Genomic DNA, 13,384 nt, shown 5'->3' with positions numbered 1-13,384 from the left:
GCCGCACGCTGGCTGGTCCCCAATAACCGGTACTGGATGAGCCGATGAGCACAGTCGCCGAAACCCAAATCAAGCTGACGCCGGAACATGACGCCCGTCCCGGCGCCTCCGTCCGCTCGCGATTGCAGGACCTGTTGCCGAAGATCGTCCTGGCGCCGAGCTTCGCGGCGACGATCGTCTTCGTCTATGGCTTCATCCTGTGGACGATCTATCTGTCGTTCACCAATTCCAAGACCTTCCCATCCTACGACATCACCGGCGCCCGCGCCTATCAGCGGCTGTGGCGCTGGACCTTCGAGAGCGACCCGCCGTCGAGCTGGTACACCTCGATCACCAACATGGGGATTTTCGGCTTCCTCTACATCCTGATCTGCCTGGCGCTCGGCCTGTTCCTGGCCATCCTGCTCGACCAGAAGATCCGCGGCGAAGGCATGCTGCGGCCGATCTATCTCTATCCGATGGCGCTCTCCTTCATCGTCACCGGCGTCGCCTGGAAGTGGTTCCTCGACCCCGGCCTCGGTCTCGAGCAGACCCTACACCAATGGGGCTGGACGAGCTTCCATTTCGACTGGATCAAGAACAAGGATTTCGTCATCTACACGGTGGTGATCGCCGGCGTCTGGCAGGCTTCCGGCTTCATCATGGCGATGTTTCTGGCCGGGCTTCGCGGCATCGACGGTGAGATCATGAAGGCCGCGCAGATCGATGGCGCCACCACCTTCCAGCTCTACCGCCGCATCGTTATTCCGCTGCTCAGGCCGGTGTTCCTGTCGGCCTTCATCGTGCTCGCGCATCTGGCCATCAAGTCCTATGACCTTGTCGTGGCGCTGACCAGCGGCGGACCGGGCGGCTCGGCCTGGCTGCCCTCCAACTTCATGTATGAGTTCACCTTCAAGCGCAACGAGATGGCGGTCGGCTCGGCGAGCGCGGTGATCATGCTGATGACGCTGACCGCGATCATCGTGCCTTATCTCTATTCCGAGCTCAGGGAGAAGCCGCGATGAGCGCCGTCACCTCACCGGCCCGCCAGGCATCGAGCGGCGTCAGCGCCACGACGATCAACCGCATCGTCATCTACGGACTGCTTGCGCTGTTCGCGCTGTTCTACCTGATGCCGCTCTTCGTCATGCTGGTCACCTCGTTCAAGACCATGGACGAGATCCAGAACGGCAACATGCTGGCGCTGCCGCAGTCGCCGACCATCGCGCCATGGTTCAAGGCCTGGGGCGAAACCTGCGTCGGCCTGACTTGTGCCGGCATCAAGGGCTACTTCTGGAACTCCATCAAGATGGTGGTGCCGGCGGTGCTGATCTCGACGCTGCTCGGCGCTCTCAACGGGTATGTGCTGACCAAATGGCGCTTCCGCGGCCACACGCTGGTCTTCGCGATGATGCTGTTTGCCTGCTTCATTCCGTTCCAGTCGGTGCTCTTGCCAATGGCGACCATCCTCGGCAGCATCGGCCGCTTCGGCGCCAGCCTGCAGAACGCGACGGGGTTCAACTTCGGCCTCGGCAACTCGACGGTCAACCTGGCCTTCGTCCATGTGGTCTACGGCCTCGGCTTCACCACGCTGTTCTTCCGCAACTATTACGAGGCCTTTCCGACCGAACTGGTGAAGGCGGCGCAGGTCGACGGCGCCTCCTTCTTCCAGATTTTCCGTCGCATCATGCTGCCCAACTCGATGCCGATCTTCGTCGTCACCGTCATCTACCAGTTCACCAACATCTGGAACGACTTCCTGTTCGCTTCCGCTTACGCCGGCACCGGCGACGTGATGCCGATGACGGTGGCGCTCAACAATGTCGTCAACACCTCGACCGGCGTCGTCGAATACAACGTCAACATGGCGGCGGCGATGATTGCCGCGCTCCCCACCCTGATCGTCTATGTCGTCGCCGGCCGCTATTTCGTGCGCGGGCTGATGGCCGGCGCGGTCAAGGGCTGACCCTATCTCTGAAGGAACGACCATGGCTTTTCTGGAAATTGATGGGCTGAAGAAGCGCTTCGGGAATGTCGAGATCCTGAAGGGCATCGATGTCGAGCTCGAAAAGGGCGGCTTCCTGGTGCTGGTCGGCCCGTCCGGCTGCGGCAAGTCCACGCTGCTCAACACCATTGCCGGGCTGGAAACCATCACCGAGGGCCAGATCCGCGTCGACGGCCGCGCGATCAACGATCTGCATCCCTCGAAGCGCGACATCGCCATGGTTTTCCAGAGCTACGCGCTCTATCCGAACATGACGGTTGCCGGAAACATCGCCTTCGGCATGGAGATGCGCGGCGTGCCGGCGGCGGAGCGCCAGGCGGCGATCGACAAGGTGGCAAAGATCCTGCAGATCGGTCACCTGCTCAACCGCAAGCCCAGCCAGCTTTCCGGCGGCCAGCGCCAGCGCGTCGCCATGGGCCGGGCGCTGGTGCGCGACCCGAAACTCTTCCTGTTTGACGAGCCGCTTTCTAACCTCGACGCCAAGCTGCGCGTCGACATGCGCATCGAGATCAAGCGCCTGCACGCCACGACCGGCACCACGATCGTCTATGTCACCCACGACCAGATCGAGGCGATGACGCTGGCGACCAAGATCGCCGTGATGCGCGATGGCGAGGTACAGCAGTTCGGCACGCCGGCCGAAGTCTACAACAACCCGACCAATGTCTTCGTCGCCGATTTCATGGGCTCGCCCGCGATGAACCTGATCCCGGCCAAGATCGGCGCCAATGGCAGCGGGCTTTCCGTTGTTCTCGATCGTGAGGCCCGCCAACCGATCACGCTGTCGCTGCCCGGCGCGCCGACCGGCCTTGCGGCCTTCAAGGACAAGCCGGTCATCTTCGGCGTGCGCCCGGAAGCGCTGACCGATCCAGAAGGCGCCGAGCGCAACGGATCCGAAATCGCCACCGCCGACTGCCACATCGAAGTGGTCGAGCCGGCGGGATCGGACACGTTCGCCGTCACCAATCTCGGCGGCAAGGGCGTGGTGGCGCGGCTGCGCGCCGACGCCAGGATCCAGCCCGGCACCAGCACGCCGCTGGCCTTCAATCTCAGCAAGGCGGTGTTCTTCGATCCGGCGACCGAGAAGCGCATTCTCTGATGCATGTCGCCCAAAAGTGGATCCGGTTTTGGGGCAGCGACATGCGTCAAGACAAAGATATAAAGCGCGTGGTCCCGGTCAGTTCAAACACGACGCGCTTTAGACCATGACAAATCCGGATATCGTCATCATCGGCTCCGGCATCGGCGGCGCCACGATCGCCTCCGGCTTGGCCGGCAGCGGCGCCTCGATCCTGATCCTGGAACGTGGTGAACCGCTGCCCGCGACGCCGCATGCGCGCTCGACGCGCTCGATCTTCGTCGACGGGCATTACCGGCCGAAGGAGATGTGGCGCGAGGCCGGCGGCGCCGCGTTCAACCCCGGCAATTACTATTATGTCGGCGGCAACTCGAAATTTTTCGGCGCGGTGCTGATCCGCTACCGCAAGGAGGATTTCTCCGAGCTGGAGCATTTCGGCGGTGTCTCGCCGGCCTGGCCGTTTTCCTATGACGAGTTCGAACCCTGGTATTCGAAGGCCGAGCAGCTTTTCCGGGTGCGCGGCGCGCTCGGCGAGGATCCGACCGAGCCGTTCCATTCGGTTCCCTATGCCTTCAAGCCGGTGCCCGACGAACCTTCGATCGCGCGTGCCCGCGCCGAACTCAAAGGCCTCGGCCTGCATCCTGCCTCGCTGCCGCTCGGCGTCGACATCGAAGCCTGGCTGAAGGAGGGCAAGACCGGCTGGGATGCTTTTCCGAACACCGGCCAAGGCAAGGTCGACGCCCAGACCGGGCCTCTGGCGGCTGCGCTCAATGACAATAACATCAAGCTCGAAACCGGCGCCCATGTCGACTGGCTCGAGGCCTCGCCGGACGGCAAATCGATTGCCGCCATTCATTACACGCAGAACGGCTCGCAAAGGACGCTCTCGCCGAAGCTGGTCATCCTTTCGGCCGGCGCGATCAACTCCGCCGTCATCCTGCTGCGCTCGCCCTCGACAAACGGCAAAGGCCTCGCCAACAGTTCCGACCAGGTCGGCCGCAATTTCATGAACCACAATTCGAGCGCGATGCTGGCGATCGACCCGCGCCGCCGCAACGACGCCGTCTACCAGAAGACGCTGATGCTCAACGACTATTATCTGTCGGACGGCAAGGGCGGTAAACCACTCGGCAACGTGCAACTGCTCGGCAAGATCGACGGCAACATGCTGCGGGCCAATGTGAAGCTGGCGCCGAGATTCGCGCTCGATTTCATGGCCGGCCACGCCGTCGACTGGTACCTGATGTGCGAGGACCTGCCCGATCCTGAAAGCCGCATCCTGGTCGACGGCAAGGAGATCGTCATGCAGTGGCGGCGCTCCAACATGCAGTCGCTGGAAGGCCTGACCAAGGTGATGCGCGAAAACTTCCGCGCCTGCGGTTACCCGATCGTGCTGTCGCGCCCCTTCGACAAGCGCACGCCCTCGCACCAGTGCGGCACGGTGCGCATGGGCAACGACCCGGCGACGGCGCCACTCGATACGTTCTGTCGTGCTTACGACCATAAGAACCTGTTCGTCGTGGACGCCGGCTTCCTGCCGACCTCGGCGGCGGTCAATCCGGCGCTGTCGATCGCCGCCCAGGCGCTGCGCGTGGCAGACCATATCCGCAAGACGGAGTTCGCGGCATGACCCGCCGGGCAGCCATCGTCACCGGCGGCGCGCGCGGCATCGGCCTTGCCTGCACCGAGGCGCTGGCCGATGCCGGCTTCGATATTCTTGTTGCCGACCTTGCGGACAAGCCGGCCGATGGACTTGCCGAAAGCATCGCCGCGCGCGGCGCGAAGTTTGCCTATGCCAGTTGTGACATCGCTGATCTCGCCGGCCATCCAAAACTGGTCGCGACGGCGGTGGACGCCTTCGGCAGCATCGATTGCCTCGTCAACAACGCCGGCATAGGCGCCGTCGTGCGCGGCGACCTTCTGGAATTGAAGCCTGATAATTTCGACCACGCGCTAAATATCAATCTGCGCGGCACGGTGTTCCTCAGCCAGGCCGTCGCCAAGGCGATGCTGGCGACACCCGCCAGCTTTGCGAGGTCGATCGTCACCATCACCTCGGTCAGCGCGACAATGGCCTCGCCGGAGCGCGCCGACTACTGCATCTCAAAGGCAGGGCTTTCGATGTGGGTGAAGAACCTGGCGCTGCGGCTCGCCGCGGAAAACATCGGCGTGTTCGAGGTGCGGCCGGGCATCATTCGCACCGACATGACGGCAGGCGTATCCGCCAAATATGACGCGTTGATAGACGGCGGGTTGGTGCCGGCCAAACGCTGGGGCGAGGGCGCCGATATCGGCGCTGTGGTGGCCGCACTTGCCAGCGGAAAATTCGGCTTTGCAACCGGATCGGTCATCGATGTCGACGGCGCGCTCTCCGTGCCTCGTCTGTGAGTGAGTGGAACCATGGCTGACTACATCATCGTTGGCGCCGGACCGGCCGGTTGCGTGCTGGCCAACCGACTGAGCGAGGAGCCGACCAATTCAGTCCTGCTGCTCGAAGCGGGCGGCAAGGATTGGCACCCGCTGATCCACATGCCGGCAGGCTTCGCCAAGATGACCAAGGGCATCGCTTCCTGGGGCTGGTCGACGGTGCCGCAGAAGCACATGAAGGACCGCGTCTTCTGGTACACCCAAGCCAAGGTTGTCGGCGGCGGCTCGTCGATCAACGCCCAGATCTACACGCGCGGCAACGCCCGCGACTATGACGCCTGGGAAAAGGAAGAGGGCTTGGCCGGCTGGGGCTATCGCGATGTGCTGCCCTATTTCAAGCGCGCCGAGAACAACCAGCGCTTCGCCAACGATTATCACGGCGACCAGGGGCCGCTCGGCGTTTCCAACCCGATCTCGCCGCTGCCGATCTGCGAGGCCTATTTCCGCGCCGGCCAGGAGATGGGAATCCCCTTCAATCCGGATTTCAACGGCGCCAGCCAGGAAGGCGTCGGCTATTACCAGCTCACCCAGAAGGACGCGCGGCGCTCCTCCGCCTCGGTCGCCTATCTGAAGCCTATCCGCGCCCGCAAGAACCTGACGGTCAGGACCGATGTACTCGTCACCCGCGTCGTCGTCGAGAAAGGCCGCGCCATCGGCGTCGAGATCGTCGACAGGCCGAGCGGAGAGAAGACGATCCTGCGCGCGGAACGCGAGGTGATCATCTCCTCCGGCGCCATCGGCTCGCCAAAGCTCTTGATGCAATCCGGCATTGGCCCGGCCGATCATCTGAAGTCGGTCGGCGTCACGCCGGTCCATGACCTGCCCGGCGTCGGCTCCAACATGCAGGACCATCTCGACCTGTTCGTGATCGCCGAATGCACCGGCGACCACACCTATGACAACTATGCCAAGCTGCACCGCACGATGTGGGCCGGCCTGCAATACGTGCTTTTGAAGAAGGGCCCCGTCGCCTCCAGCCTGTTCGAGACCGGCGGCTTCTGGTACGCCGATCCGACCGCCGCCTCGCCCGACATCCAGTTCCATCTCGGTCTCGGCTCCGGCATCGAGGCCGGGGTCGAGAAGCTGAACAATCCCGGCGTGACGCTGAACTCCGCCTTCCTGCGCCCGCGCTCGCGCGGTACGGTGCGATTGAAGAGCGCCGACCCCGTCGATCATCCGCTGATCGACCCGAACTACTGGTCCGATTCCTACGATCGCGACATGTCGATCAAGGGACTGCGGCTGGCGCGGGAGATCATGCGGCAGAAGGCGCTGCAGCCTTTTGTGCTGCGCGAGGTGCTGCCCGGCCCTGCGCTGCAAAGCGACGCCGACCTCTTCGACTATGCCTGCCGCGCGTCCAAGACCGATCACCATCCCGTCGGCACCTGCCGCATGGGACATGATGCGATGGCTGTGGTGACGCCCGATCTCAGGCTGCGCGGCATCGACGGCCTGCGGGTCTGCGACGCGTCGGTGATGCCGCGTGTCCCCTCCTCCAACACCAATGCGCCGACCATCATGGTCGGCGAGAAGGGCGCCGATCTGATCCTCGGACGCGAGCCGCTGCCGCCGGCCGTGTTCAAGGGCAATAAGGCGGCTTGAGGGGAGAACAATGATCCGCCACTGCGTCTTTGTCCGCTTCGGCGACGGCACCTCCGCCGCCGAGCGCGCCGCGATTCACGCCGATCTCGAAGCGCTGCGCCCGGCCATCGACGGCATGGGCAAGGTTCATTTCAGCGCCAATGTCAGCCCGGAGCCGTTCGCGCGCGGTTTCGGCCATGGCTTTACCATCGATTTCCGCGATGCTGCCGCCCGCGACGCCTATCTGGCGCACGAGGCGCATCAGCGCGCCGGCGCTCGCCTGGTCGCCGCGCTCGAAGGGGGCACCGACGGGCTGATGGTCCTCGACTTGGAGTTTACGGAAATGTGACCGTCGGTTGATCGGAAACCGGCAAATGACCCGTTCTCTTTTGCACCGCATGGAACATATCGTTCCTTTCGCGGATGCAAAGGAGCAGCGATTTGAGTCTCACCTCGGAGCAGAAGAAAACCGTCGTCGCATCTTTCCTGGGCTGGACGCTCGACGCTTTTGATTTCTTCCTTCTGACATTCCTGCTCACCGATATCGCCGCTGAATTCCACACCGATGTCCCGGCGGTCTCCAAGGCGCTGTTCCTGACCTTGGCCACGCGATTCATCGGCGCGTTCTTGTTCGGCATGCTGGCCGACAAATATGGGCGCAAACCGCTGCTGATGCTCAACATCGTCAGCTACTCGGTGATCGGGGCGCTGGCCGCTTTCTCGCCGAATCTCGGCATATTCCTGGCGCTTCGGGCGCTGTTCGGCATCGCGATGGGCGGCGAATGGGGCCTTGGCAGCTCGCTCGCCATGGAATCCATTCCGCCCAGCGCCCGCGGCATGGTTTCGGGCATCCTGCAATGCGGCTATCCGGCGGGATATCTGCTGGCGGCAGTTGTCTATGGGCTGCTCTACGGCCAGAAGATCGGCGATTTCACCTTCGGCTGGCGCGCCATGTTCCTGCTGAGCTTGGTGCCGGCGCTGATCGTGCTCTTCATCCGCTCGCACGTGCCGGAATCGCCCGCCTTCGTCTCAGGCCGGGCGCAGGCGCGGCCAGGCCTCCTCGTAACGCTGCAGAAGCACTGGGGCATCGCGCTCTATGCCGTGGTGCTGATGATGTTCTTCAACTTCTTCAGCCATGGCACGCAGGACCTCTACCCGACCTTCCTGAAGAAGCAGCACGGCTTCGATCCGCACACGGTGAGCTGGATCACCATCGTCGCCAATATCGGCGCCATTGTCGGCGGTCTGGCGTTCGGCGCGCTGTCGGAGAAGATCGGGCGCATAAACGCCATCACGCTCGCCTGCGTCATTGCCCTGCCGGCTATTCCGCTCTGGGCCTATACGACGACGCCCTTCATGCTGGCGCTCGGCGCCTTCATCATGCAGGTGGCGGTGCAAGGCGCCTGGGGCGTCATTCCGGTGCATCTCAACGAGCTATCGCCGGGCTCCGTGCGGGCGACCTTGCCTGGCTTCATCTACCAGGCCGGCAATCTGGCGGCCTCCTATGGCGGCCCGTATCAGGCCGGCATCGCCGAAGCGCCGGGAGGCAGCTATGGCTATGCGCTGGCATTGTTTGCCGGCGTGGTCGCCGTCTGCATCATCGTCGTGATCCGCTTCAGCCCCGAGAAGCGTGGCGAGGTCATGACCGTGATCGACCGGGAAGTCAGCCCAGTCTGAGCGCCACCACGCCCGCGACGATGCCCAGCGCCGCGGCGGCGCGCCATGCCGTCATCTTCTCGCCCAGCGCCAGCACCGAGATCAGCATGGCGAACAGGATCGAGGTCTCGCGCAGCGACGCCACCGAGGCGATCGGCGCCTTGGTCATCGCCCACATCACGATCCAGTAGGCGGCGCCGCTCAGCACGCCGGTGAAGAGGCCTGCCTTCCAGTCCCGCGCCAGCAGGGGCAGCGACTGTGGCCCGCGAAAGGCGATGCACAGCACCAGCGCCCAGAGCGCATCGCAGACGAACAGCCAGGCCGCATAGCTTTGCGCGGTTGCCGCCAGCCGCGCGCCGCTGCCGTCCGACAGCGTGTAGCTGGCAATGAAGATCGATGTGCCGAGCGCGAAGCTGACGGCGCGCAGATTGAACCGTTCAAGATGCACGCCGCCGCGAAACGACATGACCAGCGTGCCTGCCGACAGAAGCACGATGCCGAAGATGGAGAGTGGCGCCGGTATCTCTCCGAGCAGAACGATGCCGCCGAGCGCGGAGAGCAGCGGCGCGGTACCGCGCGCCAGCGGATAGGTCTGAGCGAAATCGCCGGCCTTGTAAGCGCCGATCAGAAACGTCCGGTAGCCCATATGGAAGAAGACCGAGGCGAGGATGAATGGCCAGACCTCGGCTTTTGGCACTTCAACGAAAGGCAGCGCCAGCAGCGCCGCAGCCCCCATGCCGAGCGTCATCAAGGTGATCGACAGGAAGCGGTCGAGATGCACCTTGACCAGCGCGTTCCAGATCGCGTGCATGGCGGCCGCCGACAGCACCGCGAGGAAGACGAAAAGCGTCATGCCCGCCTCACCCGCCTGCAAGCCCAGCGGCGATGCCTGGCGTTTCCAGATCGATATCGACCCTGAGCGGGAAATGGTCGGAGGCCACTTCGCCGATATCGGCGCTCACGGAACGCACCCGCCCGGCCAGCATGCCGCCAACGAAGCAATGATCGAGCCGGCGTTTCGCCAGCTTGCCCTCGATGATCTTTTCATGCGTGTGGAAGTCCGCCACCGGCTTGGCGGCGACGGCTGCGGCATCGACGAACCCGTCGATATAGACGGCGCCGCGATGATAGGGCGTGCTGCCGACGATGCGCCGGTATTCCGCACTTCCCGGCTCCATGTTGAAATCGCCGAGCCAGATCGCCGCCAGCGGGTTTTCCGGCTCCGGCTCGCCATTCGCCCAGTTGCGCTGCGGCTCGTCATCGGCGCCGCTCCAGGGACCGCCATCGGACGGCGCGCGGCGCTGTTCGGCGAGCAGATAGTCGATCTGCTCCAGCCGCTCTTCGGCCGCGATATGGGCAAGATGCAGCGAGAAAACCCGCACCGATCCCGCCGGCGTCCGGATCATGCACTCCAGTGCGGCGTTGCGCGTGTTGAGGGGCTTGAGCGTGCGGCGCAGCGGCAGCGCATGCAGCCGCGACCAGACGATCGGCAGCTTCGACAGAAGCATCGTGCCGAACTGCCTGCGTCGGTTGACGATGCGCCCGTCACGCTTTTCGCTGGCGTCCATGTCGAAGGCCGGACCGTACACCCAGTGATAGTCGGGCAGCAGCTTGGATAGGATTTCAGGCTGGTCGTCGCCGTTGCTGCGCTGCCAGTGCCGCTCCACTTCCTGCAGGGCGACAATGTCGGCGCCTTCGACCAGGCGCGCGGCACGCGCCAGATCGTAGCGGCCGTCGCTGCCATAGCCGTACTGGATGTTGTAGCTGACCAGCTTCATCGATTAACCGGCTGAATATCCGGCCACGGCACTAGCGCCTCGGCCACGGCGTTGCAATGGACGCCATCGACGTGCGGAATGGTCCAGTCATGACCGCCGACCCTGGCATCGTCTAGGTCGTGAGCGACTGGAACCGCCCCGCCGGCGATGCTGCCAGCTCGGACCAGTCGATTTCTTCTTCCAGACGGTGATAGGCTTCGTCGCCGATCGTACCGTCGCGGCGCAATTCTTCGAGCCTATCGCGCTGCCGCTTGATCGCGTAGAGGCGCAGTCGGTCGTATTCGGTGGCCGCCTGCGCATCCTCAGGATTCTCGGCGATCTTGCGTTGGGCCTCGTACTGCTCGCGCACGACGTCGGCAGCGGCAGACGTCTTGCGGCTCAGGACGTCGAGCGCGGCTTCCATGATGGCAACGCGTGCCTGCGCCACTTCGCGATCTATCGTCGTATCCTCTTCGAAATTGAGCCAGCGCAGCAGCGGCTTCAGGCTCATGCCTTGCAGCACCAGCGTGCCGAGCACGACCGCGAAGGCGGCAAGCACGATCGGGTCCCGGCCAGGGAAATTGGCCGGCAATGCAATGGCCACCACCAGGCTCACCAGCCCGCGCATGCCGCACCAGCCGACAAGCAAGGCGCCCCCGAATGTCGGCGCATCCCGCCTTTGCTCTTTGCTGTCGAAGCGGGCGAACCGCCGTATGATCGCGACGTAACCAAACACCCAGACGAGGCGTGCCACGATGACAACGGCCAGCACCGTTGCGGCGAAGACAAATTCATCGCCCTGCCCATCGCCGGAGAGCCTGCCGACGATCGACCGGGCCTGCAGGCCCATCAGCACGAAAGCCAGCACATTGAGCACGAACACTGCCGACTCCCAGACCGAGTAGGTGCTGACGCGGCGTCTGGCCGACATCTGGCGCGGCGCGGTGCGCGCGATGGTGATGGCATAGACGACGATGGTGATGATGGCGGAAAGGCCGATCCTGTCGGCGATGATCCAGACGGCAAAGGTTCCGGCAAACTGCACCACGGTGCTGCTTGCCGCATCCTCGATGCGCGTCAGCGTCAGCAGCGAGAGGCGGCCGAACAGATAGCCGGCGGCGACGCTGCCGACCGTCGACAGAAGGATCACCGGCACCGCATCGCTCAGCATGACCGAGCCGACCGCGGCCGAAACGGCGATGCGGTAGATCAGAAGCGCCGTGGCGTCGTTGAGCAGGCTCTCCCCTTGCAGGATGGCGTTGAGGCGGTGCGGCACCTTGAACTGGCCGAGCACGGCGCTCGCCGCCACGGCGTCCGGCGGCGCGACGATGGCGCCGAGCGCGATCGCCGCCGCGATCGGCAGACCGGCCATCTTCCAGCCGACGAAGGCGACGACCACGGTGGTGAAGACAACCGCGCCCAACGCCAGCAGCACCAGCGACAGCCGGTAGCGCTTCAGGTCGCGCAGCGACGTATCATAGGCGGCATCGAGAAGCACCGGCGCGATGAACAGGGCAAGCGCCAGTTCCGGGTCGATCTCGATGGTCGGCGCACCTGGCAGAAAGGCGATCCCCACTCCGGCCAAGGCCAGCAGGGAGGGATAAGGTATCCCCAGCCATCGCGACAACGCTGTCAGCCCGACGGCGATCAGAAGCAGAATGAGGGTGAGCTCGAAAAGCGCCATGACTCATCGTAGCGATGGAACCAGGCCTTTGGCACTGCAAAAAACGAATGGTGAATGGTGAACGGGCATCATCAGAGAGAATTCGAGCACGTAACGTGCTCTCTTCGCCGACTACCATTCACTTATTCACTATTCACCCTAGTGCAGCACCAGCATGTCGCCCGACGAGAAAGAGATGTCCGCCTTCTCGCCGACGACAGGCGGCGGCGTCGCCGAGTTGTTGAAGGTGTCGAGCGATACCGTGTTGCCGCCGATGCCGACGCGCACCCGGATGACCGAGCCGAGGAAATGCACTTCGGCGATCTCGCCCGAAAGGCTGGTGTCGTGGCCCGGCTGGCGTCCGAGCGAAATCGCTTCGGGCCGCAGCGCCAGCGACAGCGTGTCGCCGGACTTCGAGCCGTTGAGCTTTCCCTTCAGCGAGACTTCCTGCGTGTTGACCTGCACCTTGCCGGACGCGGCATCGGTGACCTTGCCTTCCAGGACGTTGAGCGTGCCGACGAAATTGGCAACGAATTTGGTCGCCGGCCGGTTGTAGATCTCGAACGGCGTGCCGACCTGCTCGGCCTTGCCGCCATACATGACCGCGATGCGGTCGGAGATCGACAGCGCCTCTTCCTGGTCGTGCGTCACGAAGATGGTGGTTATGCCGAGCTTCTTCTGGATCGAGCGGATTTCCTCTCGCAGCGAAATGCGCACTTTGGCGTCCAGCGCCGACAGCGGCTCGTCGAGCAGCAAAAGCTTCGGCTTCGGCGCAATGGCGCGCGCCAGCGCGATGCGCTGCTGCTGGCCGCCGGAGAGCTGGTAGGGATAGCGGTCGGCCATCTGCGGCAGCCTGATGATGTCGAGCATCTCCGCGACACGGGAATCGATGGCCGCCCTGGGCATGCCCGCCACCTTCAGTCCGAACCCGATATTCTGCGCCACAGTGAGGTTGGGAAACAGCGCATAGGCCTGGAACACCATGCCGATATTGCGCTGGTTGGGCTTCAGCCTGGTGATGTCCTTGCCGCTAACCACGATCTTGCCGGCCGAGGGCTCCTCGAAGCCGGCCACCATGCGCAACACCGTCGTCTTGCCGCAGCCGGACGGACCGAGGAAGGAGACGAATTCGCCCGGCGCGACATCGAGGTTGAAATCCTCGACCACGGTTGTGGCGCCGAAGGACTTTCGCACATGCTGGATGGAGAGGAACGGCTCGGCCATGGCTTTTTCTTTCG

12 protein-coding genes are annotated in these 13,384 nt (G+C 64.0%); 8 read left to right on the top strand and 4 right to left on the bottom strand.

The genetic code is table 11. From position 1 onward, the window contains the following. The first annotated feature begins 44 nt into the window (after positions 1 to 44). The 8 genes from CK224_RS05830 (at position 45) to CK224_RS05795 (ending at position 8,747) form a co-directional block, all read left to right on the top strand. The gene (locus tag CK224_RS05830; protein WP_067002547.1) at positions 45 to 1,004 is read left to right on the top strand and encodes a sugar ABC transporter permease; all 960 of its coding nucleotides are present in this window, start codon (positions 45 to 47) and stop codon (positions 1,002 to 1,004) included. Then, positions 1,001 to 1,945: a carbohydrate ABC transporter permease gene (locus CK224_RS05825; RefSeq protein WP_095781108.1), complete on the top strand. Its 945-nt coding sequence runs from the start codon at positions 1,001 to 1,003 to the stop codon at positions 1,943 to 1,945. Before CK224_RS05830 ends, CK224_RS05825 begins: the two co-directional genes overlap by 4 nt. Positions 1,946 to 1,967: 22 nt before the next feature. Then, positions 1,968 to 3,083, top strand: a complete 1,116-nt coding sequence (locus CK224_RS05820; RefSeq protein WP_067002551.1) for an ABC transporter ATP-binding protein — start codon at positions 1,968 to 1,970, stop codon at positions 3,081 to 3,083. 106 nt (positions 3,084 to 3,189) lie between these two features. Continuing rightward, positions 3,190 to 4,692 carry a GMC family oxidoreductase gene (locus CK224_RS05815; protein ID WP_095781107.1) on the top strand — a complete coding sequence of 501 codons (1,503 nt, stop codon included), beginning with the start codon at positions 3,190 to 3,192 and terminating at the stop codon, positions 4,690 to 4,692. Further along, positions 4,689 to 5,450 (top strand): 3-ketoacyl-ACP reductase, encoded by a 762-nt coding sequence (locus CK224_RS05810; RefSeq protein ID WP_067002555.1) that lies wholly within the window; start codon positions 4,689 to 4,691, stop codon positions 5,448 to 5,450. The genes CK224_RS05815 and CK224_RS05810 overlap by 4 nt, the downstream gene beginning before the upstream one ends. A gap of 12 nt (positions 5,451 to 5,462) precedes the next feature. Further along, complete coding sequence (locus tag CK224_RS05805; protein WP_067002557.1) at positions 5,463 to 7,091, top strand: GMC family oxidoreductase N-terminal domain-containing protein; 1,629 nt, start codon at positions 5,463 to 5,465, stop codon at positions 7,089 to 7,091. Positions 7,092 to 7,101: 10 nt separating this feature from the next. Beyond that, complete coding sequence (locus tag CK224_RS05800) at positions 7,102 to 7,419, top strand: Dabb family protein (RefSeq protein WP_067002558.1); 318 nt, start codon at positions 7,102 to 7,104, stop codon at positions 7,417 to 7,419. Between the two features lie 92 nt (positions 7,420 to 7,511). Then, positions 7,512 to 8,747 (top strand): MFS transporter, encoded by a 1,236-nt coding sequence (locus tag CK224_RS05795; protein ID WP_176477861.1) that lies wholly within the window; start codon positions 7,512 to 7,514, stop codon positions 8,745 to 8,747. Here the strand turns inward: CK224_RS05795 and CK224_RS05790 are convergent. The 4 genes from CK224_RS05790 to CK224_RS05775 all read right to left on the bottom strand — a co-directional run bounded on the left by CK224_RS05790 (position 8,734) and on the right by CK224_RS05775 (position 13,370). Beyond that, positions 8,734 to 9,579: an EamA family transporter gene (locus tag CK224_RS05790; protein WP_067002559.1), complete on the bottom strand. Its 846-nt coding sequence runs from the start codon at positions 9,577 to 9,579 to the stop codon at positions 8,734 to 8,736. The two genes, CK224_RS05795 and CK224_RS05790, sit on opposite strands and share 14 nt — an antisense overlap. A gap of 7 nt (positions 9,580 to 9,586) precedes the next feature. After that, a complete protein-coding gene (locus CK224_RS05785; RefSeq protein ID WP_095781105.1) occupies positions 9,587 to 10,504 on the bottom strand; it encodes an endonuclease/exonuclease/phosphatase family protein in 918 nt (305 codons plus the stop codon). Between the two features lie 112 nt (positions 10,505 to 10,616). Continuing rightward, complete coding sequence (locus tag CK224_RS05780) at positions 10,617 to 12,167, bottom strand: sodium:proton antiporter (protein WP_067002561.1); 1,551 nt, start codon at positions 12,165 to 12,167, stop codon at positions 10,617 to 10,619. Between the two features lie 138 nt (positions 12,168 to 12,305). Continuing rightward, on the bottom strand, positions 12,306 to 13,370 hold the full coding sequence (locus tag CK224_RS05775) for an ABC transporter ATP-binding protein (protein ID WP_095778821.1): 1,065 nt from the start codon (positions 13,368 to 13,370) through the stop codon (positions 12,306 to 12,308). Between the last annotated feature and the right edge of the window lie 14 nt (positions 13,371 to 13,384).

Source organism: Mesorhizobium sp. WSM3862 (assembly GCF_002294985.1).
In the GTDB taxonomy this organism is placed as follows: Bacteria; Pseudomonadota; Alphaproteobacteria; order Rhizobiales; family Rhizobiaceae; genus Mesorhizobium.
Note: the sequence above shows the minus strand (reverse complement) of the source record. Positions and strands in the feature narration are given on the sequence as shown.